This is a genomic window from Silvibacterium bohemicum (genome assembly GCF_001006305.1).
GTDB lineage: Bacteria > Acidobacteriota > Terriglobia > Terriglobales > Acidobacteriaceae > Silvibacterium > Silvibacterium bohemicum.
In genome coordinates, this window is the sequence record NZ_LBHJ01000004.1 from 665,007 (window position 1) to 691,727 (window position 26,721).

The window sequence follows — 26,721 nt, forward strand, 5'->3', positions numbered from 1 at the left end:
GTTGGCCTGGCCTGTACGCGGAGTGCAGTGCAAGAATTGGCCCTATTGCCGGCGCTGCACATTAAAAGTTTCTTTTCTTTCGGCACGGAAAACTGGTCACTGACAGTAACCATTCGAAGGCAAGCTAAGAGATCGACCCACATTCCACCAGCCTGATCTCGGGTCCGACTAACTCCAACGTGGACCTAATCCGTTGGGCTATATCAAGGCGCTCCAGATTTCTTGAAGGCTCAAAGTATCTAAATGTAGAACGCCAAAATGGCTGTACTTTCCCAGCGAATTTCGACAGAGAGCTACAGCGGAACTTGGGATCTTCAATAGCCAGACCTTACAGTCTGCTTAGTTCGCTTAACTGATATTGATCCTATCGAGTCTGTTGTTCGGGCTGTGAATAGGTAGAGGAATGCTATAAGTGCATTTAGTTCCTGCGTACCTTCCAAGACAACGCTTATATAGGCTCTGCCGAGCCGTACTTTCCTTTACTCCAGCGCCATCCGCGGAATACAGGTTCCACCAACACGAACGTTTTAGGCTCCAGGCATCGTCCAAGCTCTCCCCTCGCCGATCAGGAAGGCAGCGAGCCGGTGGCGGAGAACTGATTCACTCCTGGCCCCAGTGGATTGCCCCAGTGGATTCCATCACCACACGAAGCCGTTTCAGCCGGCAATAAGATTTGAAGTTGTTGATGTATTTGGCGTCCCCGACGGGATTCGAACCCGTGTTATCGCCGTGAAAGGGCGGTGTCCTAGGCCGGGCTAGACGACGGGGACGCGAGATGCGAGGCGGGAAAAAGCACGCACGCACGCACGGCAAGAGCCATCTTGAATGTATCAATTGGAGCGGACGGTGTCAAAACCCGGACGTCGCGTCGAACGCTCGACTCCCAACCTAGAATTACCTTGGTTTCTCGTCTCGCCATCTGTCCCATGCCCAGCCGGAACTTCAGATGGCACGCTTTCGTATCTTTCAGTTAGCATGTTGGCCTGCGACAGGAGCCGGGGAAATTTCCTGAAAATAAGAGCCCGTAGGGCGTATTTCTCGGTCACGGCGCTGGATCGATCGTGAAGCCTATCTCATTTGAAACATTTCGTGAAGCCTTCGCCTTGACGGTGAATCAGTATGGGAACTGGGTTGCCATGCAATCTGGCCGGGATTGCCTAAAATCGATCGACTGTTCTGGAATCAATCGGAAGATTCGAAGAGCGACAACAACATAGGTCGCGAAACCGGGCATCCGAAATCGAGCGGCAGGGGAAACCCGTCGTCGCAAGTTTCCGGGAATCGTAGCGACATCGCTCGCTTGCCACTTGAGTCGGCGGATGAAATTGTAAGCAGACGCAAATACCAGAACCGGGATATTCACCGGAAGGCTTAAATCTAAGGATTTTTTTGATGAGACCGTTACGCATCTGCATTGCCTTAATCCCATTGGCTCTTTCCCTGGCAATCACGGCATGCCGGGAGGCGAAGCCGGCGACCCAGGCCGCGTTTCATGCGCTGCCCGTTCAAACCCTTACCGTGACCTCTTCTCCAGTTGCCACGTCGGATGAATACGTCGCCACCATCAAGTCTCGCCGCTCGGCCACGTTGAATCCCCAGGTGGATGGCAACCTCACGGAGATCCTGGTTCACTCGGGCGATCGGGTGAAGACCGGCCAGACACTCATGGAGATTGACCCGGCCAGGCAAAAAGCTACCGTACAGTCGCAGGCTGCCACCGAACAGCAGAAGCTGGCCGTCTACCAATACAACCAGACGGAAGTTGAGCGCCAGCGTAAGCTCTTTGCCGCGGGAGTGACCAGCCGCGACACACTCGACCAGGCCGAACAAGCCTTTGCCAACTCCAAGGCCGATTACGAGTCGTCGATCGCTTCGCGAGTCACACAAGAGAAGCAGCTTGGCTACTACAGCATCTCCGCGCCCTTCGACGGCATTGTCGGGGATATACCGGTGCACGTGGGCGATTACGTCTCGGCCACCACAATGCTGACCACCGTCGACGAGAATCGCGACCTCGAAGCCTATATCTATATTCCTACGGAGCGCGGCTCTCTGGTGCGCAGCGGGCTCGCGGTCGACATTCTCGACAACAACGAGCAGCTCCTCGAGCACACGAAGATCGATTTCATCTCTCCCCAGGTGGACAACCAGCTGCAAGGAATTCTCGTAAAGGCTCCCGTTCATTCGGATCAGGCAATGCTGCGAACCGCACAGCTGGTGAAAGCGCGTGTGGTGTGGAGCACGAATCCAACTCCCGTTGTGCCGGTGCTCGCGGTTACCCGGCTCGGCGGCCAGGCCTTTGTATACGTGGCCCAGGATAAGGGCGGAAAGTATTTCGCGCAGCAGCTCCCCGTGAAGCTGGGCGATCCGGTGGGGAACAACTACGCGGTTTTGGGCGGTCTGCGCAACGGAGATAAAGTCATCGTTTCAGGCACCCAGTTTTTGGTCGACGGCATGCCTGTGCAGCCTTTGGGCTAAGCGAATCTGCTGTCCCGGAGCGCATTCTCATCCCGTTACAGCATCAACATGAGACCGTCAGGAACATCTAGATAGGTAGGCTCTTCTTGGTAGATTTTTTCATCCACCGGCCAGTATTTGCGACCGTATGCGCTCTGCTGATTGTTCTCGCGGGCGCCGTTTGCATTCCCACCCTGCCGATTTCGCTTTATCCGCAGCTCGCTCCGCCGCAGGTGGTGGTGAGCAGCAATTATGTAGGCGCGAACGCGCAGGTGGTTGAATCCGCGGTCACCATTCCACTCGAAGAGCAGATCAACGGCGTCGAAGGAATGCACTACATCAATTCGACCAGCTCGAACGACGGCACCAGCACCATTACGACGACGTTCCGCACCGGCTACGATCTGAACATCGCCGCGGTCGACGTACAGAATCGCGTAGCTTCAGCGCAGGGTCGCCTGCCGCAGGCGGTCACCAGCACCGGCATCACCATCAGCAAGGCCAACTCCAACTTCGTGTTTGGCGCGGCCTTGATCGCTCCGGGCGGAAAATATAGCGACCTCTTCATCAGCAATTATCTCGATGTCTATATTAAGGACGCGCTGAAGCGCATTCCCGGCGTCGGCGACGTGGTCATCTTCGGTGAGCGCAAATACGCAATGCGTATCTGGCTCGACCCAGCGAAGCTGGCAGCGCGTTCTCTCACCGCTTCCGATGTAACCAGCGCATTGGCCGAGCAAAATGTAGAGATCCCCGCCGGCCAGGTAGGCCAACCTCCGTCGGATGAACATCAGGCTTACCAAATCGCAGTTCGCGTCGTCGGCCGGCTCACCGACCCGAAACAGTTCGACAACATCATCGTTAAGAACACGACTTCGGGCATCGTCCAGATCAAGGATGTGGGCCACGCCGAATTAGGCGCTGAGACCTATTCCACGGATTTGCGCTACAACGGTCTCGAAGGCGTAGGCTTCGGCGTGCAGCAGTTGAGCAACGCCAATGCGCTCGAGGTCGACCGCGAAGCGAAAGCAGGGCTGGATGAGCTGGCGAAATCGTTCCCCCCGGGACTTCAGTATGTAATCCCGTTCGATACCACCACCGTTGTCGGCGACTCCATCCGCGAAGTGGTGCAAACCCTCGGTGAAGCCATCGTGATCGTGATCATCGTCATCTTCCTTTTTCTTTTGGATTGGCGTGCGACGATCATCCCGGCCATCACCATTCCTGTATCGCTCGTCGGCACCTTCGCTTTCATCAAGGCCTTCGGATTCTCCATCAATTCGCTCACCATGTTCGGCATAACGCTGGCGACAGGCCTCGTTGTCGACGACGCCATCGTGGTGATCGAGAACGTGCAACGACACATCAACGCCGAGCACTCAGACCCGCACACGGCCACCTCTGTCGCCATGTCCGAGGTGACCAGCGCCGTTATCGCCACATCTCTCGTGCTGATCTCGGTCTTCGTGCCTGTGTCGTTCTTTCCCGGTACAACAGGAATTCTCTATCGCCAGTTCGCTCTGACCATCGCCTTCGCCATCGCCATCTCCGCGTTCAACGCGCTCACGCTTTCTCCTGCGCTTTCCGCTCTCTTCCTGCGTGGCGAGAAAACCAAGCGCGGGCTCTTAGGAGTCATCGATCGCAGCATCCATAAGAGCACGCAGCTCTACGGGCGCATCACCCATCATGTGCTGCGAGTCCGGTATCTGGTGCTGCTGGTCTTTGTCGCGGGACTATACGCCACCGTTTATCTGTATCAGCGCGTGCCCACTGCCTTCGTCCCCTCGGAAGATCAGAATTATCTGATGTGCATTGTCCAGGCGCCTCAAGGAGCCTCGCTCAGCTACACCAGTGAAGTGGCGTCGCGCGCCGTCAAGGTCATTACCCAAGATGATGATGTCTTCGGAACCTTTGCCATCATGGGATTCAGCTTGAGCGGCGGTAGCGCATCCAATTACGGCCTCATCTTCATTCCGCTTAAAGCTGTCGACCTGCGATCGAAGAAAGGGCCAGGGCATGCGGCCTCGGATGTGCTCGCTACTCTCTCGCCAAAGCTGTTTGCCGTTCCTGGAGCAACCGTTGCCGTTTTTGAGCCGCCCGCCATTCAAGGCCTGGGAACATTCGGCGGTTTCCAGTTCGAGCTTCAGGATCTTGGCCGCAATACGCTCGGAGATCTGGATCGCGTGGCGCATCAGATCATCGGAGCCAGCCGGCAGGACAAGGGACTGGTCAACCTCTACACCAGCTATACGTCGAACGATCCGCAGCTGCTTGTCTCCATCGACCGCGAAAAGGCCAAGGCTATGGGCGCTTCGCTCAGTCAGATCAGCTCGACGCTGAGTGTCTTCATGGGTTCGCAGTATGTGAACGACTTCGATTTCAACAACCGCTCGTATCGCGTCTACGTTCAAGCCGACCAATCGAGCCGCATGACGCCGGGAGATCTGCGTAAGTTCTATGTGCGTACAGATGGCGGACAGATGGTCTCACTCGACAATCTGGTATCGATAGAACAATCCTCCGGGCCGCAGGTCATCTCTCACTACAATCTCTTCCGCTCTGCGGAGATCGATGGGGCCGCGGCTCCCGGCTACAGCTCGAGCGAGGGCCTGCGAGAGATGGAGAATCTGGCGAAGAAAACGATGATCCAGGGCATGACGTATTCCTGGACCGGACTCTCGCTCGAAGAGATCGAGTCGAGCGGCAAAGCAATCATCATCTTCGGACTCGGATTGCTCGTCGTCTATCTGACCTTGTCAGCACAATATGAAAGCTTCGCGTTGCCATTCATCATTCTGCTTGCCGTTCCCATGGCCGTGCTCGGCGCGCTCGGCGCGGTTTCCATGCGCGGCATGGCGAACGATGTCTACTGCCAGATCGGTCTGGTAATGCTCATCGGTCTCTCGGCGAAGAACTCTATCCTTATCGTCGAGTTCGCCGAACAGATACGCGCACAGGGAAAGTCCATCGTCGACGCCGCCATCGAAGCCGCGGAACTTCGGCTTCGCCCCATCCTCATGACCTCCTTTGCCTTCATCCTCGGCGTTATGCCTCTATACTTTGCAACCGGAGCAGGAGCGCTCGGCCGCAGATCGGTCGGAACCACGATCGTAGGCGGCATGCTGCTTTCAACGGTGCTCAACCTCTTCTTCATCCCGGCGCTCTACGTCATTTTGCAAACCTTGCTGGGACTCTTTTCCAAGAAGAAGGGACACCCACCCGCACCGGCTACAGTGGAAACGGCGAGCTAGCGGAGTGGCTGCTTCGCTCCGGCAGTCGGTGGATGAGGTTGAGAGGAAATCTATCCGGCGTCTGAGTCCAGAGTTCGCAAAGATACTCGTAGGCGCGCGCGAGTGCCTCCAGGGCCTAGAGCCCCCGCGTGAAATCGTAGGCCTGGAGAAAGCCGGTCAAGTGCGCATCGAGTTATTGATGGGTGTCGTATAGGTAGCGCTTTCTTCTTTGCGCTTTCGGGCCTTCACGCGTCCGAGGATCGATAACCAGGACGCGGGCATTGACCCCGCACTCATCTAGAAACGATGCAGTACAAAACCGTCTCGCAAGATTGTCCAAAGATGGCTAGGGAACGCAGGCCTTAGAAGAGAGGGACCGGACTGGAAGCCGTCGCAACGATTATGCGATACTGATGTGGCCTCGAGCATAATCGCCACAAGATGGGATTGAACTTTTTAGAGCCCTCGCTCAAGATGTGATGAGGAAGTACGAAACGGCTCAAGCAATTGCACAAGCAGTGCAAAGCCGGGATGGCGGAACTGGCAGACGCAGCGGACTCAAAATCCGCCGAGGGCAACCTCGTGGGGGTTCGACCCCCCCTCCCGGCACCAATAAACTAAAGGGTTTAGATCAAAAAATGATCCCTCAATGCGAGAGGTCATTTTTCATTGGTGGCTGTTGGTTTCTTGGTTACGCGATGAACTAGGGCGTGTTAACACTATCTGAGAGCTTCGACGATGAGAGCGAAGGAGACGAAGGCGAGGAAGATGCAGTCTAGTTTCTCGAAACGGGAGAAGATTCTGCGGAAGCCTTTCAGCCTTCGGAATAAGCGTTCGATTTCGTTGCGTTTTCTGTAGAGTGCCCGGTCGTAGCGCCAGGGATCGACGCGATTGGATTTAGGCGGGACCACGGGGACCATGTCCAGGGCGAGCAACAGTTGACGGGTTTCATTGCCTTCGTAAGCGCGATCCATGATCACGGGCATGCCGGGGAAAGAGCCCAGGTCGCGAAGCAATTCGCGGCCCTCCGGCGCGTCATGAGCATTGCCAGGAGAGAGCGCGAACGTTATTGCGGTCCGAGCATCCGCGGCAACCATATGAATCTTGGTGGTCCATCCGCCGCGAGATTTGCCGATGGCCTGCGGTCCGTTTTTTTTAATGCCCCGGTGCCATCTGGATGCACCTTCACCGAAGTTGAGTCCAAACTGAAGGCTTCGATACGAATGCGAACGATCTGTTCCAACTGCAGTTTCTCAAATACACGATCCAAGGCTCCGCTCTTGGACCAGCGGTTCATCCGGGTGTAGATGGTGTGCCAGTTGCCAAACCGTTTCGGAAGCCCGCGCCACTTGCATCCATGCTCGGCCACGTACAACACCGCATTCAGAAACTGCAGGTTAGATAAGTTCACATTCCCACGCTGCACCGGCAAGCTGTCCTTGATTCGCGCATACTGCTCTTCGCTGATTTCCATCTATACATAACTTACCGCTGCTCTATGGAAATAGTGTTAACACGCCCTGGTTAAAATACCTAGTCGGTCTGCGACCGATACGATAACGGTCACGAAGGAAAGTGATCCTCAAGGGCCACGATCAAGGACATCGCAGCGGGAATTCGACAGAGAGACGTCAGCCCGCTTCTTGACATGATGTTTGAGGGCGACCCGCCGCGTCTTCGAAATGGACATGCAACGGAGAACGAGTTTTGGAACTTCAAAGGAGGCTGTCTTGCGCCAGGTAAGGCTCATTTGGCGGCTTGGGCAGAACTCGCGATAGATGTTATGGCATTTTCACAATGCCATAACCACTGGGGGGACTACGCTCCGGCGGACGATGGACCCCACGTTGCCATCGGTCTATCTCCAGTGCTAGGTGCGCACGACACGCTTCTCTGCCACTCCACCCGCGGCGAATACCCGCTCTGGCAAGGTCAGATAACCGTAGCCACCGCTGCTGGCGCCATCGCCTTCAGCGGTTCCTTCTTCAACAATGGCGCCAGCCAATATCTCGAGGCTTCTGCTCTCTGCAACGGCTCCCGCTGCGGCGAGTCTTCCTTCGACGTCATGCAGATGGGCTTCATCTACAGCCGTCCTGAACCCTCTGCCCTGATCTCACAGTATCCAGAGCGCCCCATTCCAATCCTGATCCGGGCCGAAATCTCAGATAGTTCGCTTCCTGCTGACGTCGCCCGCCAGCGCCTCTCCAACTCCGTCCGTTCCTTTTTGGGCTCTGTCAACCTCGCGTCCCTGACCCAGCCCTACCGACACGACTAAGGCCCTACTAGCGTCTCGAACACATCAGTAGAGCTTTGTCATAATCTCTTTTCACGAAAGATACAGGGTAAACTGCAGGTCCTCAAATATCGGGAAAATGGATCGTCGTTACCGCTTCCATTGCGATGCTTCTCTTCACCCTCTGCAGCGTGCTCCATTCAGGCACGTACGAGACTGGCCGGAAGCGTCGGAAGTATTGCGCATATGTCGTGTTTGGTTTCTCGCAGGATGACAACTTCAACGGCGAGTCAAGCGTCGTCAATGTCCTCCGCTTGACTCGTATCGAGGGGCTTCATGTCTCATATGATTACTCGGCTCGAAGCGTTTCGACCGGATTGACGGCCGCAGTCCGGCGGGCGGGTAGATAACTTGCCAGCGCGGCTGCGGCAATCAGGACAATGGGTACAACTGCAAACGTGACCGGATCGAGCGGGCTGATGCCAAACAGCAATGTTCGCATCAGGCGCATGAGTGCCGCTGCGGCGCCGATGCCTACAGCCGTACCTATCCCGGTCAACACCAGCGCGGAACGAACAAACATCCACACCAGTTCCCTTTTCTTCGCGCCCAGCGCCATGCGTATGCCGATCTCGCGTGTGCGCTGCGAGACGGCATACGAGATTACCCCGTAAATTCCGAGGATGCCGAGAGCGAGAGCCATCGTCCCGGCGATGGCCAGCATGACGAGGGTGAACGAAGTACGCGCCATCGATTGACTGTAGATATCCTGCATGGTGCTCACGTCGGCAACCGGCAGATTCGAATTCACCAACCAGACGGCTTGCTGCATTTCGTTGATGAAGGCCTGCGTTCCAGCGCGGTTGCTCCGCAAGGCAAAGTAGGCAGTACGCCTTACATCGAGAGGTCCCGGGCCATAAAGATCGCGCATGATCGAAGGCCAGTACACGGTTGCAGGCGAGATCTGATCGATACCGTTCTCGCGCACATCTTGAACCACACCCACCACTTCATGCCACGGCATGTTGGAAAACTCGCGGAAGCGCTTGCCGATGGCTGCGAGCGGCGATCCCCAAAGCTCGCGGGCGAGGCTCTCCGAGAGGATACCCACCGGTCTCAGGCCGTAGATCTCTGTCCATGTGAAATCACGTCCCGCAACCATTCGGGTGCCGGCAGTATGGAAATAACCGGGTGAGACATAGTTAAACAGGCGCAAGGGCGGCTCTTCATCACCTTGATAGGTCTTCCCTTCGACAGAGATGCCATCCCAGTTCGGTTCAGCTCCGCTCATGGGAACGGACACGGCAAAGCCCGCGGAGGAGACGCCAGGAATTGTGGCGAGCTTGTCCTGGATGTTGTTCTGAATCCGCGTGACCATCTGCGGATCGCGGACCATAGTCTCTGGTATCGAAATGCGCATTACCTGCAGCGACGTGGGCGCGGAGAAGCCCGGATCGACGTTTAGCATTGCATTGAAGGTGCGGATCATCAGCACGGCGCTGATCAGCAGCACCAGTGCCATGGCGACTTGCGCCACCACCAGCAGGTTGCGGCCGCGTTGGCGCTCGCGGCTTACGCTCGCCGTTCGCATGGAGCCAATCAAAGGCACGGCTTGCTTTGAAGGAGCATAACGCAACACCGGAATCGAGCCGAACAGCAGCCCCGAGAGCACCGACAGTATTACAGTGAATGCGATCGAACTTGCATCGAGCGAGATTTCGCTCAGACGCGGCAAGTTCTCGGGCCCGATCGCCACTAACAGCCGCAATCCCGCATAGGCAACTCCCACGCCGGCTGCGCCGCCCAGCAAGCCAAGCGTCACGCTCTCCAGCAGCAGCTCGCGGGCAATCCGCCATCTGCCCGCACCAAGCGCAGAGCGCACCGCGAGCTCTTGCTGACGTGCGTCGGCGCGTACCAGCAGCAGGTTGGCCACGTTGGTGCACGCGATCAGCATCACCACACCGATCGTCGCCATCACCACCCAAAGGACATTACCGATGCTGCCGACCACCTGGTCCTTCAAGGGCCGAAACGCGGGCGTGATCTTCCAGTTCAGGTAAAAGTGCGGATCGGAGCCTGGTCCGTTCGTCCACGAGTCCATCCATACGTTGAGCAGGCGCGCCATATCGTCGTCGGCCTGCGAGATCGTAATGCCGGGCCGGAGACGCGCGATGCCGTGATACGCAAAGCCTGCAAGAGACTCCTTGACCGGATCGAAGGCTAGCGGCACCAGCAGATCGAAGTCGTAATTGACGACCCTGAATCCGCGCGGCATCACACCGGCGATCTCCCACTGCTGCGAATCGACGTTGATGTTGCGGCCTACCACGCTTGGATCGCCGCCGAAGCGCCGCTGCCAGTATCCGTAGCCAAGCATTACCCGCCGTGTCCCGCGCCGGTCTTGATCGGCTGCAGTCAGCCATTGGCCGGCAGCGGCAGGTACACCGAGCGTCGGGAGAACGCCATCCGTAATCAATGCCGTGTTGACCTGCTCCGGCTGTGCAATGCCCGTGATGCTTGCAGTCCCAGGCAGCCACACGCCTACCGATTGGAACGCATGATTATGCGCGGCAACGGTGAGGTACATCGAGGCCGACAGGCGCAGCTCATCCCGGAAGTCGGTCAGTCCCGGAGCGCCGGGTGCAACCAGGCGCAACGCAACCAGCTGCTGCGGCTCATGGTAAGGCAGCGGCCGGATCAGCACGCTGTTGAGCACGCTGAAGACCGCTGTATTCGCCCCAATGCCGATAGCCAGCGTAAGCACGACGGTGATCGCAAACCCCGGCGAGCGGCGCAGGCGGCGGCCGATGTGCTTGAGGTCCACTAACATCGATTCAAGTCTCTGCCACTGCCACGCTTCGCGGCTGCGCTCTTCGAGCAGCGTCACATTGCCGAACTCGCGACGCGCAGCTCGTGCGGCCTCTTCGCGCGGCATGCCCTCGTCCATCAGCTCATCGATTCGCTCGTCGATGTGTTCACGGATGGAGACAGAGATGTCGTCGTAGCGGCGATTTCTAAAGAAGCGACTGAAGAGTGCCATTCGAACCTCCTACGCTCTGGCAGCGGCAAGCACACGGGAAAAACCGGCAAACATCCTCTCGAAACTTACGACTTCGCTTTCGAGATGGCGGATGCCTGCAGGGGTAAGCCGGTAAATCCGCGTTGGCCTGCCCTTGGACGAGGTTCCAGTCTGCGATTCCAGCAGGCCTTCTCTCAGCATTCGCTGCAGAGCCGGATAGATCGAGCCCTCTTCCACCTGGAGCAGGTCGTCGGAAACCTGCTTGATGTGCTTCACCAGCGCATAGCCGTGCATGGGCTTCAGCCGCAGCGATTGGAGAATCATGATCTCCAGTGCGCCGGGAAAGAGGTCGCGATGTTCAGGATTTTTCGCCATTGGCGGAATAATAGTATCAAAATACCTATTCTGCAAATAGGTATTTCAAGACAGGCTAGCCAGGCCGATTTTCCTCGATAGACTTGGAAATCCGCCAACCATAGATAGGGGCTATGTTTTGCGCGAAGACACTTTGGCGCCGTGGTCTGGTTTCACGTCGTCTTTTTTGCCGGGAGATTCATCTGCAGTATTTCGCTTAGGCAGAGTTTGAGATGACGCGCGACTTCCCGGCTGTCCAATACCTCTGGGTCGAAGAGATGGCCGAGAACCAATCCATCCATAACCCCGCTGATGGCCAGGGAGCCCATCCTCTTTGCTCGGGAGCTCTGCCTGCCAAGCTGCTGTAAAAGCTGGCGAAGCTCAGGGCCGAAGACCTCGAGGCAGATCGCGTCGTGCAGATCGGCGAATCGTTGGCGCTTCCGGGGATGCCGGATGGCATAGAGCTTGAACTCCAGATTCAGAAGCACCCGTTCCCGATCTTGGCTTACGCGAATCAGGTATTTGATCAAAGCTTGAATACGTTTTTCGAGAGTGGAGGCCCGGGCCAGCAGTGAGGCCAGTTCGGTTTTGTCGCGCTCTATATTTTGCTCGAAAATCGCATAAAAAACGGCCTCTTTATTCTCGAAGTTGTCATAAAGAGCGCCACGCGTTTTCCCAATATTCGACGCGATGTCTTCGAGGCGGGCATTTTCGAAACCATCGCGGGCAAAAATCTCCCTGGCCGAAAGAAGAAGCTCCTGCCGCGTAATCAACCCGCGCTTTTGCTTATGAAAAACGGTTTTAAGTTGCCCGGAGGCATTTTTTGAATCAGTCAAGCGGTTCATCGCGTCTGACAGTAAACATACATAGACGTATTTTTATTCCAAACATACATGGACGTATTTTTGCCCTGTCAAACGTTTGATTCGCGATATGCACAGAAGGTTACAAATGAAAGTTCCACGGAGAAAATAATGGAGCAGCGCAGATATCGAGCAGCATCCATCCAGCCTGCCATGAATTTTGCCCGCACGGTGGGCGCTCTGCTCATGGGCGTAGGACTGGTCACAGGCTGCAGCAAAAAAGCGGCCCCGGCCGGACCTCCTCCGCCGATGCCGGTAACCGTCGTTGAGGTTAAGCCCACGGCTGTTCCCATCACGGGCGAGTGGGTGGGAACCCTCGACGGATATGTGAACGCACAGATTCAGCCGCAGGCGAACGGCTACCTCATCAAGCAGGATTATCGCGAAGGCGCGCAGGTAGCCAAGGGTCAGGTTCTCTTCGAAATCGATCCGCGGCCGTTCCAGGCTGCACTGGATCAGGCAGCTGGCCAGTTGGCCCAGGCCAAAGGACAGGTTGGACAGGCGCAGGCACAGCTGGGCCTTGCTGTAATCAACGTCAACCGCGACACGCCGCTCGCCAAGGCTCACGCGATTGCGCAGAGCCAATTGGATAACGACACGCAGCAGAAGGCACAGGCCGAAGCTGCTGTGACCTCCGCACAAGCGTCAGTGGCTGCCGCAGAAGCCGCCGTTGAAAACGCGAAGCTGAATCTGGGCTTTACCCAGGTGCGTTCGCTCATCACGGGTGTCGCCGGCCAGGCGACCACGCAAGTCGGCAATCTGGTCAACACCCAGTCGGTGCTCACTGCCGTCTCGCAGCTCGATCCAATCAAGGCTTATTTCTCTATCAGCGACTCCGAATATCTCGCGCTTACCCAGCGCGCCAGGAAGAATCACGGTGACCTGCTCAAGGATGCTTCAACGCTTCCGCTGACACTCACGCTCTCCAACGGCGAAGTCTTCCCGCAAAAGGGCCACATCGTATATATAGATCGCCAGATGAATGCGCAGACCGGCGCGATCCGCATTGCGGCCGCGTTTCCGAATCCGGGAAATGTCCTGCGCCCCGGCCAGTTCGGCCGTGTCAAAGCGGATACCGAGATTCGCCGCGACGCCCTGCTCATTCCGCAGGTCGCGGTGCAGGAGTTCCAAGGCTTGCACCAGGTCTACCTCGCAGGCTCCGATGGCAAAGCCCATGTCGCCACTGTGCAATTGAACACCCAGGTGGGAACCGACTGGTTGGTCGATTCCGGCGTCTCCTCAGGAGCACTGGTTATCACGGACAATCTGCAAAAGCTGCGCGATGGCGCTCCGGTCAGCCCACACCAGGCTCCCGCCACCGCTGCTTCCGCGGAAGCGGCGAATAGCCCGGCGGGGAGGTAGGAGTCGATGTCGAAATTTTTCATCCGCCGTCCGATCGTCGCCATCGTTATCGCTATCCTTACCGTCATTCTTGGTACGGTGTCGATGTTCACGCTGCCGACATCGCAGTTTCCAGATATTGTTCCGCCTGAAATTCTGGTCACCGCCACCTATCCTGGCGCTGACGCGAAGACGCTCACCCAGGCCGTTGCGACACCCATCGAGCAGCAGATGAACGGTGTCGACAACATGATCTACATGGACTCCGTCAGCGCCAATAACGGCGTCGTCCAGCTCTTCGTAGATTTCGATGTCAAGACGAATCCAGATATCGACCAGGTGCTTGCACAATTACGTGTCGATCAGGCGCAGGCGCAGTTGCCCGCCCAGGTCACAACCGCTGGTTTAACGGTCCAGAAGGCGCTCACCTCGCCTCTCATGCTCGTCGCCGTCAACTCGACGAGCGGCAACATGAGCCAGGATTTTCTCACCAACTACGCCATCATCAACCTTCAGGATCAGATTGCGCGCGTCAAGGGAGTCTCGCGCGTTCAGACCTTTGGCGGCCAGTACGCTCTCCGCGTGTGGGTGAACCCTGACAAGATGGCGCAACTGGGCGTAACTGCGCCGGATGTTATCGCCGCCATACAGACCCAGAACAATGTGAACCCTGCCGGCCAGATCGGCGGCGAGCCCATTCCCATGGGACAGCAGTTCACTTATACCGTTCGCACCCAGGGGCGTCTCGTCACGCCGGAAGAGTTCGGCAAAATCACCATCCGCGCCAACGCCGATGGTTCCATCCTGCACCTCAGTGACATCGCGCGCATCGAGCTCGGCGATCAGGCCTACGGCATCTCAGGCCGCTACAATCAGCGACCCTCAGGCGTCATGGCGATTTACCAGCTTCCCGGATCGAACGCCGTGGCCACTGCCGCCGCAGTTACCGCGCGCATGAAGGAGCTTTCCTCTACCTTCCCCTCCGGCATCTCGTATGACATTCCGCTCGACACCACCAAGGCTGTCACCGCCGGTATCCACGAAATTGTTCTCACCCTGCTTGAAGCGCTCGGACTCGTCGTCATCGTCGTCTTCATCTTTCTTCAGGGCTGGCGTGCCACACTCATCCCGCTGCTGGCCGTGCCGGTTTCACTTATCGGGACCTTCATCATCTTTCCGGCGCTCGGCTTCTCGGTCAACACGCTGTCGCTGTTTGGCCTCGTGCTCGCCATCGGTCTGGTCGTCGACGATGCCATCATCGTCGTGGAAGCAGTCGAACACCATATCGAAGAAGGTATGGATCCGACCGCAGCAACCATCAAGGCTATGGAAGAAGTCGGCGGCCCGGTCGTTGCGATTGCTCTCATCCTGGCTGCGGTTTTCATCCCAACCGCATTCATCCCTGGCATCACGGGCCGAATGTATCAGCAGTTCGCCGTAACCATCGCCATCTCGGTGCTCATTTCGGCCTTCAATGCGCTGACGTTGTCACCCGCGCTGGCGTCGCTGCTGCTGAAGCCGAAAGATAAAGAGGCGAAGAAAGGCCCGCTCGGCAAGGCATACGGCCTCTTCAATAAATTCTTCGGTCGCACCACGGACAGTTTTGTTCACACCTCCAGTGTGCTCATCCACAAATCTTCCGTTGCCATGCTTGGACTCGTACTGGTCGCCATCTTCGCCGTTTTCCTGGGCGCCAGGCTGCCCAGCGGATTTCTTCCGACCGAAGATCAGGGCTACATGTTCCTGGCGCTGCAGCTGCCTGACGGAGCATCGGCTCAGCGCACCGACGCGGCACAACAAAAGATCACCGATGCGCTGCTGAAAACACCCGGCATCCAGGGCGTGATTGCAGTCACCAACTTCTCGCTGCTCACTCAGGTGCAAAGCACCAACGCCGGCTTCTTCTTCGTCGCGCTCAAGCCGTGGGAGACACGAAAGAGCAAGAAAGAGCAGCTCGATTACATTCAGGGCAATCTTCAGAAACAACTCGGCGCCGACCCTGACGGCATCGCCTTCGCCTTCCCGCCACCGTCGATTCCCGGTATCGGAACGTCGGGCGGCGTCACCATGATTCTCGAAGACCGCTCCGGCTCCGACGATCCAATGACGCTCACCAAGAATGTCATGACATTTCTAGGCGCACTCAAACAGAGGCCGGAGATCGGAGCAGCAGTTCCCTCGTTCGAGCCTGCGGTGCCTCAGCTCTATGCCGCGGTCGACCAGGAGAAGGTTCTGCAGCAGCAGGTGTCTCTCTCGGATGTCTACGCCACCATGTCAACCTTCATGGGCGGCTATCTGGTGAACTACTTCAATCGCTTCGGCCGGCAGTGGCAGACATATGTGGAAGCCGAAGGTACTTCGCGCCGGGACATCAAGAACATCAGCCAGTTCTATGTGCGAAGCGCGAACGGCGGCCAGGTGCCGCTGTCATCGCTCGTGAAAGTAAACCAGACGACCGGCCCTGAGTTCATCTACCGGTTCAACGAATACAACGCAGCCCAGCTCAACATCACCGGCGCACCCGGTTACAGCTCCGGACAGATACGGGCCGCGCTCGAAGAAACCTTCGCGAAGACCATGCCGGCCGGCGCGGGCTTCGATTACTCCGGCATGTCCTTCCAGGAGCAGCAGGCGGAGAAGGGTGTTCCCTCGTGGGCAGTCTTCGGACTCTCCCTGCTCTTCGTCTTCCTGATTCTCGCCGCGCTGTATGAAAGCTGGACTCTGCCCTTCAGCGTGTTGCTCAGTACACCGGTGGCTATCCTTGGCGGATATCTCGCGTTACACATGCGCTCGCTCGAGAATGACATCTTCGCCACTATCGGTCTGGTCATGCTGATCGGACTTTCTGCGAAGAACGCCATTCTGATTGTCGAATTCGCCAAGTTGAATTACGAGAGCGGCCAGAGTATCTGCGAGGCAGCGCTGGGTGCGGCACGTCTGCGCTTCCGGCCGATTGTGATGACCGCTCTGGCCTTTATCTTCGGATGCCTGCCGCTGTGGACTGCGACTGGCGCGGGTGCGGCTTCACGCCGCATTCTCGGAACCGTCGTGGTCGGCGGCATGTTCCTCTCAACTGCTCTTGGACTGATCTTTATTCCAGTCACGTTCTCGGTCGTCGAGTATCTCTCGCATCGCTTCGGCAGAGGCGGCAAGGGAACGACGATGGACTCGTTGCATGAATGCGGCCCAAGCAGCGGCGGCAAGGCTACGGGCGCTCATCCGCAGCCCTCGACGCAAGGAGATCAGGCATGAGGAAATCTGCGACCATGCTCAAAAGCTCGTACGCAACTACTCTCGCGGGCATCCTCATTGCAGGTATCGCCGGATGCAATGTGGGTCCGAAATACCAGCGCCCGTCCTATCCCACACCGCCGGCTTTTCGCGGCGCGGACGACGCAGCCGTGACTGGCGAAGCGCAAAATTCACTGGGCGACGAACAGTGGTCCAAGGTCTTTCGCGAGCCGGAGCTCCAGGCCCTGATCCGCACCGCGCTCACGAATAACTATGACGTCCGCATTGCCGCACAGCGCGTGCTTGAACAACAGGCGCAGGTCAAGATCACTCGGTCGCAGGAATTTCCAACGCTCAGTGTCGGCGGAACTGGAATCGGCGCCACCATACCCAGCAGCGTCGGAAGCGGCATCCCGAATCCACTGGTCGAAGGCAGCTTCAACCTCAGCGCCGCGTGGACACCTGACTTCTGGGGTCTCTATCGCAAACAGACCGAAGCCGCACGCGCGCAACTCCTCGCGCAAAGCTGGGCGCAGCGCGCAGTTCGCCTGACACTCGTGCAGCAGGTTGCCACAACCTACCTGCAGCTTCGAGCGCTCGACCGGCAATTAGAGATCACCAGACAGACCCTGAAGGTGCGCCAGGATTCGCTCGACCTCACCAAGACACTCGAGAGCGGTGGCTCCGCTCCACTTTCAGATGTACGTCAGGCCGAACAGCTCCTCTACACTGCGACCTCTGAAGTGCCGCAATTGGAAGAACAGATTCAGCAGCAGGAAAATGCTCTGAACCTGCTGCTCGGAGGAAATCCCGGACCGGTTGCTCATACCGACCCCAACGCGCTCACACCTCCGCCGCAGGATTTGCCCACCGGCATTCCATCGCAACTGCTCGAACGCCGGCCTGACATTCAGCAGGCGGAACAGACGCTGATTGCAGCCAACGCCCAGATCGGCGTTGCACGCGCGCAGTTCTTCCCCAACCTCTCCATCTCTGGCTCTGGTGGCGTAGGGGGCGACTCGTTGTCGAGCATCTTCGATCCTTCCGGCAAGACCATCTACGGCATCGGAACGCTGACGCAGCCCATCTTCGAGGGCGGCAAACTTCGCGGCCAACTCAACCTGGCCAAGGAGACGCAGAAGGAGATGGTCCTCAATTACCAGAAGACCATTGCCGGAGCCTTCCGCGATGTCTCGAACGCTCTCATTGCTCTGAACAAACAACGCGTATACCGCGAGGAGCAAGAGAAGCTGGTCGCCGCAGCACAAGACGCAACACGGCTGGCGCGTATTCGCTACCAGGGCGGGTCGACCTCCTATCTCGAAGTCCTCACAACCGACTCCAATCTGTATTCGGCGCAGTTGACGCTCGTAACTGCACAGCAGGAAGAAGCTCTCACGCTCGTCCAGGTTTACAGCGCACTCGGCGGTGGATGGCAGGAGTAGGTCGCTACGCGACCAGGGCGTCAACAACACTGACGCCCTGGTCCCAAACCCTTTCTCACATCTTCGAACGAAGATTACCCGTTCAATAGCCTCCCCGGATAACAATCACCGCATACGTCCTGGAAGCCCCATCGACCGACGTCGCCACAACGTTGATGAGGTTTTTTCCGGGCTTCAGATTGATCGCCGATGAGGTTCCGCCGCTGGAGATGGTCTGGCCCGCGATGGTTATTGTCGCGTTGGGATCTTCCGTTGTCGCGCCCACCTGAATGCCGGCGACCCTCTGATCCACTCTCACCGTATACGTGTCCACGTTGGCGTGAAACGAAGGATTCAGCGTTCCTGCGCTTACCGTCAGAGCAGTCAGCTGGTTCGCATCGAAGACTGCTCCTGGCCACGCTCGGCGCCTGCACTCAATAAAGGCATCAGGACATCCGCATATACACGAGAGCCGATTCAGTCGGCAGGCACACGCCGCCTTGCCTTCAATAGTGCGATAGCCTAACTCGAGGCTTGCCCACTTCATACCGATCGGTCGTTCAATGTCAAAACGCGAAGGGAATAAGAGAAAGATTCAGATGTCTCTAGTAACTGAAATAGCCAAGGCTCAAAGAATGACTCGTTCCGCACGATCGATCTTCCTCCTCGTTCTCTTGTCCATCACCGTTGCACCTCTCCACGCACGCGTTACTCGTGTCGACATTGCTTCCCGCACCGATGTCCTTAACGGACAATCGTTCGGCGCTGCTGGGGCATATGAGCGCGTCAGTGGACGCATTTATTTCTCGCTGGCCGTCGCAAATCCGCACAATCAGGGAATCGTCGATCTTCGCAATGCAGTGAACCTGAAGGATGGCGAGGTCGAATTCTCCTCGGACTTCGTCGCCATTCGGCCAAAAGATCCCGCCAAGAGCAATGGCTCAATGATTCTGGAGATTCCCAACCGAGGTAAAAGGATCATCGTCGCTTTCATCGACGGCGGCGATGCGGATGTCGCGAAGGATGCCGGCGATGCATGGTTGCTGCGCAAGGGCTACACCATCGTGAGCCTCGGCTGGGAATGGGATGCAACCGGGCCGGGAGCGCTGCGCTTCTACGCTCCGATCGCGAAAGAAGACGGGAAGACGATTACCGGTTTATTGCGCGGCGATCTGATGCCCTCAAAGGTGATGGCGGAGATCCCGCTCGGCCACCTCGTTCTCGGCAACATTGGAGGAACCGAATATCCGGTCTCCGCACCCGATGACCCTCGCAATACGCTTACCGTTCGCGACTCGCCCGATGCACAGCGCACCGCGATCCCTCGATCCGAGTGGCAGTTCGCGCATACGGTCGATGGCAAACTCGCTCCAAGCGATCGATACATCCATCTCAATGGCGGCTTCCTGCCCGGCAAGATCTATGAATATGTCTACGTCGCCGCCGATCCTGTGATCGCAGGAGGCGCCTTTGCCGCGGTGCGCGACCTCGCCTCCTATGCCAAGCACGCGCCCGATTCTATCGTTCCCGTTGCGCGCGTCTATGGTCAAGGCATCTCGCAGGATGGCCGATTCCTGCGCGATTTTCTGTATGAGGGCTTCAATGCCGACGAAGATGGAAAGATCGCGCTCGACGGGTCCTTGCTCACGTCGCCGGAGCCGGCCGCGGCAGTTTCAACTACCGCTTCGCGCAGCCCTCGCGCGATGGGCAACCGACCTCATCTCTCTTTTTCCCCACCGACATCTTTCCCTTCACCGATCTTCCCGAGCGTGATCCAGTCACAAAAGAAACCGGCGGATTGCTCGACCGCGCTGCCGCTGACAAAGTCGTACCGCATATCTTTTTCTCCAACACCTCTTTCGAATACTGGGGCCGTGCCGCCGCCCTTATCCACATCAGCGCGGACGGAAAACACGACGCACCCATCTCGGACAACGTACGCATCTATCACTTCACCGGTCTGCAGCATTTCTCCGGTCCTTTTCCGCCCGCACGAGGCAAAGATGACCTTCTCGGTCAGCAGCCGGAGTCGCCGCTCTCCCATCGATACTTGATGCGTGCCATGATCTCGAACATGGACGCCTGGGCGAGGAACAATACACTTCCACCTGCTAGCAGCTATCCCAGGCTTGCCGACGGAAATCTGGTATCCCTACGCGACTATGCACTGCCGGCGATTCCCGGCCTGAATCGTCCGCACGAAGCCAACGAAGCGTGGCGACTCGACTTCGGTCCGGGCTGGCGCAATGGCATCCTGAGTGTGCAGCCACCTAAGATCGGCAAGGTCTATCCCGTCCTCGTGCCCCAGGTCGACGCGGATGGAAATGAACGCGACGGCGTCCGTCTGCCGGAGATCACTGTCCCGCTAGCAACCTACGCAGGATGGAACCTTCGCGATCCGTCGATCGGAGCCCCCGACCTGCGTGTAGCTTTCGAGGCTTCCTATATTCCGTTCGCTAAAACAGCGGCCGAGCGCAAGAAGGCCAGCGATCCCCGCAAGTCCATCGCCGAGCGCTATGCGAATCACGATGACTACAGCGCCCGATACAAAGATGCTGTCGATGATTTGATCAGACGGCGCTGGATCCTGCCCGAAGATCGGGCCGCGCTTCTGCAACGCGGCGAGCAGGAATGGAGCGAAGCTACGAAGTAAGCTGCCTGCTAAGTGAGATCGCGTTTCCGAACTCACTCCTAAGGGAATAAAAAGATGCTCCAGGTGTTTACCTAGAAGTTCCCCGATATGAAATTGAAGATTCGAAGGAAAAGAACGTGCGCAGCTGTAAGTTGAAACATCTTCTGGCCATTCCCGCTCTTTCTGCCATGGCCTTGATTTTTCCCATAGCTTCACAGGCGCAGTCGGACGCAAGTGCCGCACCCGTTGTGAACATTGCGAAGCTACCCTTTAGTCCGGGTCTCCAGGTCGGAGATACTCTTTATGTCAGCGGCCATCTCGGCGTGCCTCCTGCTGCGAGCAAAGCGCCAGCCGACCCTGAGGATGAAGCGCGTCAGGTACTCACTGCGGTCCAGGAGACACTGCACAAAGCCGGCATGAGCATGAACGATCTGGTCTACGTCGAAGTCTACTGCACAGATCTCAAAATGTACGCGGCCTTCAACAAGGCGTATGGTTCTTTCTTTACCGCGCCCTATCCCGCGAGAGATTTTATCGGCATTAAGGATTTGCTCTTCGGAGCGCATTTCGAGGTTATGGGTATCGCAGTTCGGAACGCAGCGCAGAATAAAGCACAGCCTGTCGCCCAGTAGTTTCTGTCTCCATCCTGTTGCTTGTTGAGAAATCATGCGCTGTTCTTTCTATGTCAAGAATAGCGCATGCCTGGGATAGGATTCAGCGGTCGATCTTCGGCAAATCGTAAACGCTGGCCAAGTCCCGTTTGTCATGGGCTGTGATTTCGATCTATAGATTCAAGATGTCAAACGATCTTTGATGAGGAGTGTTATGAACCGTCGCGCTTTTCTTGCTGCATTCGCTGCTACAGCATTGGCTCCGGCCGCCCATGCCGCTTTCGCCCCGCTGGCTTCACCCCGGCGAAAGGTGATTATTGTGGGCGGAGGATTGGCTGGCCTTTCTTGCGCATACGAGTTACAGAAATATGGTCTCGATGCAGTCGTTCTTGAGGGCCAGGGGCGAGCGGGAGGCCGGGTACAAACGCTACGGGAAGGACTTTATCCGGGACTTACGGCCGAAACAGGGGCGACGCGAATTCCGGATACCCATGATTTCACGCTTTCCTATGTGCGCGAGTTCGGGCTTCCTCTGGAACCTTTCCACGGCGGTGATTATTCCGATGTGCTTCATCTGCGCGGGAAAAATTATCTTGCAGGACAAACTCCCGAACCGGATTGGCCGCTGCAACTGACTCCCGAGGAGCGCCGTCTGGGCCGCAAGGGTATGGCCGAACGCTACCTGGCCGGTCCCGTGCAACTCGCAAAAGGCACAGAGAAATCGCCCGAGATACCTAAGGCTATTTTGGCGCAGGATGGCCCCACGCTTAGCCAATACCTTTCGAAACAAGGTCTCTCCCCTGATGCCATTAAACTTTTGACCCTGGGTGGAGATACGGAAATTAGTACCGGATTGCTCCTGCTCGTTGAATCCAATGAGCAGATCAATCACCAGTATTTCCATATTGCCGGCGGTAACGATCAGCTTCCGGCGGCGCTCGCCAAGCAGGTCGGCGGAGCGGTCCGGTATGGATGCCGGGTAGTGAGCATTGGACAGGACGACAGCGGCGCGTGGGCGGTGATTGAAAACGCCGAGGGCCATGAGACTATTCGCGGCGATTATGTCGTCTCCGCGCTTCCTTTTTCGGTAGCCAGAAATCTCTTCGCCGATGCGCGTCTGCCGGCGGACAAGCAGCGCGTTATCCAGGAGCTGAATTACTTCCCAGTCGATAAGATCTTCCTACAAATGCGGAAGCAGTTTTGGAAGGCCAATGGCCAGAGCGGCTTTGCCAACACCGATCTACTGTCCGATCGTTTCTGGGCACTGGGGCCTGACTCGCTCGACCAACGTGGCCTTCTACTGTCCTATGTAATCGGGTCTCATGCCGTGAAGCTGGACGAAATGGATGTAGAGAGCCGTATCAAACAAACACTCGCCGATGCTGAAACTGTGTTTCCTGGCGCCAACGAACACTTTGAAGCGGCTCGAGTCAAGAGCTGGGCTCAGGATCCGTGGCAGCTGGGCGGTCTGTCGGGATTCGCTCCGGGCAAACTCGATACCATATATGTAAACGCACGCAGGGAAGGCCGAATCTTCTTTGCCGGCGAACATACGTCTCGTTGGAATGGATGGATGCAGGGCGCTATCGAGTCTGGGCAGCGTGTAGCGAAAGAAATTCACGGGTAAGCGTGAGGCTTCACCAGGATTCCGCACAATAGACTTTCACCCCGGTATTCTCTTTGGCTGTGACTAACCAAATACTTTTGTGAGACATATCAACCTCGCAGGAACAGGTATTCTGTCGCAATAGCGATTACAGAGGATCTGTTCCCGCGGTTTAGCTTCGCTTGGACTGTTTCCTTGAACTTCAATGAGCTGCCTGCTCTGGCGATATAGATTGCAGCTCTTCGTCACCGGCTGCTTGTGTTGAGCCGGCCGACTTAGGAGTTAGATCAAGTAGTCTGTGATTTGAAACCAGCAGGACGGCAAGTGTGGACTTTCTATGAGTAAAGGTACTGAAACACGAAATCGGATTATCGCGAAGGCCGCACCCCTATTCAACCGAAAGGGCTTCGAGGGCTGCTCGATACAGGACATCGTTTCGGAAGTAGGTTTGGAGAAAAGCAGCCTCTATGGCCATTTCTCCACGAAGGAAGCGCTTGCTGTTGCTGCCTTCGAATATGCATGGAAAGAAGTCAGAGACGCGCGTCTGGCCAGAATGGATACCGTCGCCAATGCAATCGAAAAACTAAGAATACATGTCGACAATTTTGTATCTACGCCGTCATTTCCTGGAGGATGTCCTCTCATCAACGCCGGAGTAGACAGCGATGACGGAAATCCGACCCTCAAGAAGATGGTGAGAGCCGCGCAGAAAGAATGGCGCCTCTACCTCGAACGCGTTGTAAAAGAAGGGCAGGACCGAAGAGAGATTCGGGCGAAGGTTCAGCCTGAAGATATCGCTTCATTCATCATTGCCTCGCTCGAAGGAGCAGTGGCTATGGATCGATTGGACAAGAAAGTCGGCTATCTGGACAGGGTGTGCGCTCATCTCAACCTCTACCTTGATACGGTGGCTTACCGGCCAGGCTGACGCGAGATTCTTAAACCGGACTCTGTTGCGGACTCCATCAAGAATGTGATCGACGACTAGAAAAATCTCTGCAATTCCATCTCAGGAAATGCAGCCGACCATCCCTTATACCCGCGAATCGCTCTACAGCGATGAGACGATGCTCGCCGCTGAACGCTCCTATCGTCACTACAGCCACGGTAGCCGGGCACTGGAGTGCGAAATCAATCCCGCGCGGGGAATAAAGGCGGAAGCCAGTTGTTATTCAGGGCAAGGTCAGTCAGCATATCTGCTTGGCCTAAAAAAACATCCGAACGTTCGATCTTTTAAAGCTCGTTCGCCAACCTTCCTGGGCCTATCGCCCTGACGCAACGACGAGAAAGAAATTATCTGTAACCGGGAGAGATCAAATATGAAAATCGGCTTTTTATCCCAGCCCATATCCGGGCACCTGAATCCCATGACCGCACTCGCGCGTAAATTGCAATCACGTGGACACGAAGTGGTATTCATTTCTGTTCTGGATGGAGAATCCATCATTCGCGGTGCGGGCCTGGATTTCGTTCCTTTTTGCGAGCAGGAATATCCCCTTGGCTCTGCAACCAGGAGTTGGGGCGGCGTATCCAAGATGCACGGCTTAGACGTGGCGCAATTTACGGTTCACAATGTGCTGCCCGGCCTGATCGCGGCGGGATTAGAGCATTTGGAGAAAAAGATAGTGGAGACTGGCGTTGAGGCGCTGGTTATCGACACCATCTATTTTTACCTCGAACTTGTACCCATGCATCTCGGCATTCCCTTTGTACATATCTGGAATATTCTTCATGTCGATTTTTCCGGCGCGACGCCGCCAAGCTTTTTCAACTGGCCGCATGAGGTGAGCCCTGAAGCGCTCGCCAGAAATAAAGAAGGGGCTCGGCAACTCGGCATCGCATGGAAGCCAATCGCGGAGGCTGCGGCCGGCTATGCCGAAAAAAATGGATTGAAGATCGATTGGAGCGACTATGGTTACACCGCTTCCAAGTTGGCAATCATCTCGCAAACGCCCAAGGAATTCGATTTCCCAGGCTCTCCCTGGCCCCCGCAATTTCACTACGCAGGCCCATTGCATGAAGAGGGAGGCCGCGCGCCGATAGATTTTCCTTGGGAAAAGCTGGATGGCAAGCCATTGATCTACGCTTCGCTGGGAACATTGGTGAATGGCCTCGAGCATATATACAGGACGATTCTTGCGGCGGTCGCTCCGCTTTCAGATGTTCAGCTCGTAATCTCGGTCGGCCGCAATCTGGACCTCGAAGAGCTGGGAAAGATTCCATCGAACACTGTCGTGGTGCGCTCGGCTCCTCAGCTGGAGCTGCTGAAGCGTGCGTCGCTCTGCATCACGCACGCGGGCCTGAATACAGCCCTGGAGGCGTTAGCGCAGGGTGTGCCTTTAGTAGCGATTCCCATCGGTTATGAGCAGCCGGGTGTTGCGGCCAGAATTGCACATCATGGAGTGGGTGAATTCGTAGAAGTCGACGATCTTACGGTCGAGGGTCTTTCAGAGTTGATTGACCGCGTACGCAACAATCCGTCTTATCGCGACAAGGCGCTCTATTTCCAGGATGTGATTGCAAAAACCAACGGACCGGAGACGGCCGCCGATGTGATTGAAAGGGTCTTCGAAGTCAATCGCGGTGTGGATGTGCCTGAGCTGATTGCATCGCAGTCAGAGCGCTGATCCTCACTCCAGGGATTTGTACATGCTGAGACAGCTTCTACTTGAGGCTGTCCCAGCGTCTATCTTTCCGACTTCAACCGAAAGAGCTGACCCGCTTCGGGGCGGAGAATTGGAGTGCATGCTCTCAAAATCGAGCCTGTATTCTGGAAGCAGGCGCTTGCAATCGGATCCTGCCCAAGAAGTCCTGTTATCTAACCAAACAGCAGGTCAAGGTCTTTTTGGGGCAATCTGTCGCCGTAAGGAACTGCGCCCAGGTAAATGAACTTAACCCTGTTTGAAGACGGACGCCTGCAGGAAATTCACGACAGGCTGCTTGTAGCTTATGGCCCTCCTCCTTTGCGCGTGCCGTGGCCTCCGCTGCGGCAGTTCGTATATTCCATGCTCTCGTCCCGCACGAAAACGGAGACTTCGCATGAGGTTCTCTACGCGTTGGAGCGGCACTTCAAAAGCTGGGAGCGGGTGCGCGACTCCTCGGAAGACGAAGTCCTGCGCATCATCGCGCCTGCAACCTTCGCTGAAACCAAGGCGCCTCGCCTTCAGAAGGCTCTGCGCCGCATCGCTCGTCAAAATGGCGGCAAGCTCAATCTAGATTTCCTTCATGGCCAGCCTATCGATCGAATCCGCAAATGGCTCGAAACGTTCGAGGGAGTCGGCCCAAAGACCAGCGCATCGGTAGTCAACTTCAGCACCATTCGCGGATCGGCTCTCGTCATCGACTCTCATCATCAACGCATCGCGGAGCGGCTTCACCTCGTCCCCAAAAACACTCCCACCGCGGAAACAGAAAAGAAGCTGATGAGCCTGGCTCCCTCCACCTGGGGACCGGAGATGCTGGACGACCACCATAGCCTCATCAAGCTTCATGGTCAGCGTGCCTGCACCAAGCTGCAATGGCAGCCGCACTGTCCTCCTTGTCCGCTGCTAACCATCTGCCCTACCGGCAAAGAAGTTACCTCTTCCAGAGATGTGCGAGAGACCATCAGAAGATAGTTCGCATTCGCACGCTCAAGAAAGCCGCCGAGTGCCGAGCGATTTCATGAGGCTTCCAACCATCCGTTGCCTCAATGAAATCGAACGCCGCCGAAGCCGCGAG

18 protein-coding genes and 2 tRNA genes are annotated in these 26,721 nt (G+C 56.8%); 14 read left to right on the forward strand and 6 right to left on the reverse strand.

Features of this window, described 5'->3' with window-relative positions; translation table 11 throughout:
* Positions 1-692 precede the first annotated feature (692 nt).
* Positions 693-770 (reverse strand) — tRNA-Glu (locus XX99_RS13500).
* A 622-nt stretch (positions 771-1,392) separates the two neighbouring features.
* On the opposite strand from XX99_RS13500, the gene XX99_RS13505 reads away from it, so the two are divergent.
* The 3 genes from XX99_RS13505 to XX99_RS13520 all read left to right on the forward strand — a co-directional run bounded on the left by XX99_RS13505 (position 1,393) and on the right by XX99_RS13520 (position 6,299).
* Positions 1,393-2,478 (forward strand): efflux RND transporter periplasmic adaptor subunit, encoded by a 1,086-nt coding sequence (locus tag XX99_RS13505; protein WP_050059895.1) that lies wholly within the window; start codon positions 1,393-1,395, stop codon positions 2,476-2,478.
* 86 nt (positions 2,479-2,564) lie between these two features.
* Positions 2,565-5,708 (forward strand): efflux RND transporter permease subunit, encoded by a 3,144-nt coding sequence (locus XX99_RS13510; protein ID WP_050059896.1) that lies wholly within the window; start codon positions 2,565-2,567, stop codon positions 5,706-5,708.
* A 504-nt stretch (positions 5,709-6,212) separates the two neighbouring features.
* Positions 6,213-6,299: transfer RNA gene (locus XX99_RS13520), tRNA-Leu, on the forward strand.
* 107 nt (positions 6,300-6,406) lie between these two features.
* Here the strand turns inward: XX99_RS13520 and XX99_RS27270 are convergent.
* A protein-coding gene (locus XX99_RS27270; protein WP_156185972.1) for an IS5 family transposase occupies positions 6,407-7,161 on the reverse strand; the annotation gives its coding sequence in 2 pieces (ribosomal slippage) (positions 6,407-6,846 and positions 6,846-7,161; 756 coding nt in all).
* Between the two features lie 309 nt (positions 7,162-7,470).
* Between XX99_RS27270 and XX99_RS13535 the strand changes: the two genes are divergently transcribed.
* The gene (locus XX99_RS13535; RefSeq protein ID WP_156185973.1) at positions 7,471-7,962 is read left to right on the forward strand and encodes a hypothetical protein; all 492 of its coding nucleotides are present in this window, start codon (positions 7,471-7,473) and stop codon (positions 7,960-7,962) included.
* Positions 7,963-8,269: 307 nt separating this feature from the next.
* Here XX99_RS13535 and XX99_RS13540 read toward each other — a convergent pair whose 3' ends face one another.
* The 3 genes from XX99_RS13540 to XX99_RS13550 all read right to left on the reverse strand — a co-directional run bounded on the left by XX99_RS13540 (position 8,270) and on the right by XX99_RS13550 (position 12,129).
* On the reverse strand, positions 8,270-10,960 hold the full coding sequence (locus tag XX99_RS13540) for an ABC transporter permease (RefSeq protein WP_050059901.1): 2,691 nt from the start codon (positions 10,958-10,960) through the stop codon (positions 8,270-8,272).
* 9 nt (positions 10,961-10,969) lie between these two features.
* Positions 10,970-11,314, reverse strand: coding sequence for a PadR family transcriptional regulator (locus XX99_RS13545; protein WP_050059902.1), 345 nt, complete (start codon positions 11,312-11,314; stop codon positions 10,970-10,972).
* Between the two features lie 152 nt (positions 11,315-11,466).
* Positions 11,467-12,129 (reverse strand): TetR/AcrR family transcriptional regulator, encoded by a 663-nt coding sequence (locus XX99_RS13550; protein WP_184085274.1) that lies wholly within the window; start codon positions 12,127-12,129, stop codon positions 11,467-11,469.
* A 138-nt stretch (positions 12,130-12,267) separates the two neighbouring features.
* Between XX99_RS13550 and XX99_RS13555 the strand changes: the two genes are divergently transcribed.
* The 3 genes from XX99_RS13555 to XX99_RS13565 are packed head-to-tail and all read left to right on the forward strand — an operon-like array spanning position 12,268 to position 18,173.
* Positions 12,268-13,518 (forward strand): efflux RND transporter periplasmic adaptor subunit, encoded by a 1,251-nt coding sequence (locus XX99_RS13555; RefSeq protein ID WP_082125540.1) that lies wholly within the window; start codon positions 12,268-12,270, stop codon positions 13,516-13,518.
* Positions 13,519-13,524: 6 nt separating this feature from the next.
* A complete protein-coding gene (locus tag XX99_RS13560; protein WP_050059904.1) occupies positions 13,525-16,749 on the forward strand; it encodes an efflux RND transporter permease subunit in 3,225 nt (1,074 codons plus the stop codon).
* The gene (locus XX99_RS13565) at positions 16,746-18,173 is read left to right on the forward strand and encodes an efflux transporter outer membrane subunit (RefSeq protein WP_050059905.1); all 1,428 of its coding nucleotides are present in this window, start codon (positions 16,746-16,748) and stop codon (positions 18,171-18,173) included. Before XX99_RS13560 ends, XX99_RS13565 begins: the two co-directional genes overlap by 4 nt.
* A gap of 82 nt (positions 18,174-18,255) precedes the next feature.
* Here the strand turns inward: XX99_RS13565 and XX99_RS13570 are convergent, their stop codons facing one another.
* The gene (locus tag XX99_RS13570) at positions 18,256-18,699 is read right to left on the reverse strand and encodes a cadherin-like beta sandwich domain-containing protein (RefSeq protein ID WP_050059906.1); all 444 of its coding nucleotides are present in this window, start codon (positions 18,697-18,699) and stop codon (positions 18,256-18,258) included.
* A gap of 88 nt (positions 18,700-18,787) precedes the next feature.
* On the opposite strand from XX99_RS13570, the gene XX99_RS28665 reads away from it, so the two are divergent.
* The 7 genes from XX99_RS28665 to XX99_RS13600 all read left to right on the forward strand — a co-directional run bounded on the left by XX99_RS28665 (position 18,788) and on the right by XX99_RS13600 (position 26,618).
* The gene (locus tag XX99_RS28665; protein WP_197081885.1) at positions 18,788-20,206 is read left to right on the forward strand and encodes an alpha/beta hydrolase domain-containing protein; all 1,419 of its coding nucleotides are present in this window, start codon (positions 18,788-18,790) and stop codon (positions 20,204-20,206) included.
* Positions 20,113-20,805 (forward strand): alpha/beta hydrolase domain-containing protein, encoded by a 693-nt coding sequence (locus XX99_RS28365; protein ID WP_408021478.1) that lies wholly within the window; start codon positions 20,113-20,115, stop codon positions 20,803-20,805. The genes XX99_RS28665 and XX99_RS28365 overlap by 94 nt, the downstream gene beginning before the upstream one ends.
* A gap of 116 nt (positions 20,806-20,921) precedes the next feature.
* Complete coding sequence (locus XX99_RS13580) at positions 20,922-21,416, forward strand: RidA family protein (protein WP_156185974.1); 495 nt, start codon at positions 20,922-20,924, stop codon at positions 21,414-21,416.
* Positions 21,417-21,609: 193 nt separating this feature from the next.
* Positions 21,610-23,022: a flavin monoamine oxidase family protein gene (locus XX99_RS13585; RefSeq protein WP_050059908.1), complete on the forward strand. Its 1,413-nt coding sequence runs from the start codon at positions 21,610-21,612 to the stop codon at positions 23,020-23,022.
* 316 nt (positions 23,023-23,338) lie between these two features.
* A complete protein-coding gene (locus XX99_RS13590) occupies positions 23,339-23,929 on the forward strand; it encodes a TetR/AcrR family transcriptional regulator (RefSeq protein WP_082125542.1) in 591 nt (196 codons plus the stop codon).
* Positions 23,930-24,320: 391 nt separating this feature from the next.
* The gene (locus XX99_RS13595; protein WP_050059910.1) at positions 24,321-25,628 is read left to right on the forward strand and encodes a glycosyltransferase; all 1,308 of its coding nucleotides are present in this window, start codon (positions 24,321-24,323) and stop codon (positions 25,626-25,628) included.
* Positions 25,629-25,886: 258 nt separating this feature from the next.
* The gene (locus tag XX99_RS13600; RefSeq protein WP_050059911.1) at positions 25,887-26,618 is read left to right on the forward strand and encodes an endonuclease III domain-containing protein; all 732 of its coding nucleotides are present in this window, start codon (positions 25,887-25,889) and stop codon (positions 26,616-26,618) included.
* Positions 26,619-26,721: the final 103 nt, after the last annotated feature.

Bases quoted from the DNA above. Each gene is read 5' to 3' on its own strand.
- XX99_RS13560 (WP_050059904.1), top strand. From the start codon at position 13,525: ATGTCGAAATTTTTCATCCGCCGTCCGATCGTCGCCATCGTTATCGCT.
- XX99_RS13590 (WP_082125542.1), top strand. From the start codon at position 23,339: ATGAGTAAAGGTACTGAAACACGAAATCGGATTATCGCGAAGGCCGCA.
- XX99_RS13570 (WP_050059906.1), bottom strand. From the start codon at position 18,699: ATGAAGTGGGCAAGCCTCGAGTTAGGCTATCGCACTATTGAAGGCAAG.
- XX99_RS13565 (WP_050059905.1), top strand. From the start codon at position 16,746: ATGAGGAAATCTGCGACCATGCTCAAAAGCTCGTACGCAACTACTCTC.
- XX99_RS13600 (WP_050059911.1), top strand. From the start codon at position 25,887: ATGAACTTAACCCTGTTTGAAGACGGACGCCTGCAGGAAATTCACGAC.
- XX99_RS13540 (WP_050059901.1), bottom strand. From the start codon at position 10,960: ATGGCACTCTTCAGTCGCTTCTTTAGAAATCGCCGCTACGACGACATC.
- XX99_RS13535 (WP_156185973.1), top strand. From the start codon at position 7,471: ATGGCATTTTCACAATGCCATAACCACTGGGGGGACTACGCTCCGGCG.
- XX99_RS13595 (WP_050059910.1), top strand. From the start codon at position 24,321: ATGAAAATCGGCTTTTTATCCCAGCCCATATCCGGGCACCTGAATCCC.
- XX99_RS13545 (WP_050059902.1), bottom strand. From the start codon at position 11,314: ATGGCGAAAAATCCTGAACATCGCGACCTCTTTCCCGGCGCACTGGAG.
- XX99_RS13555 (WP_082125540.1), top strand. From the start codon at position 12,268: ATGGAGCAGCGCAGATATCGAGCAGCATCCATCCAGCCTGCCATGAAT.
- XX99_RS13585 (WP_050059908.1), top strand. From the start codon at position 21,610: ATGAACCGTCGCGCTTTTCTTGCTGCATTCGCTGCTACAGCATTGGCT.
- XX99_RS13505 (WP_050059895.1), top strand. From the start codon at position 1,393: ATGAGACCGTTACGCATCTGCATTGCCTTAATCCCATTGGCTCTTTCC.
- XX99_RS28665 (WP_197081885.1), top strand. From the start codon at position 18,788: ATGACTCGTTCCGCACGATCGATCTTCCTCCTCGTTCTCTTGTCCATC.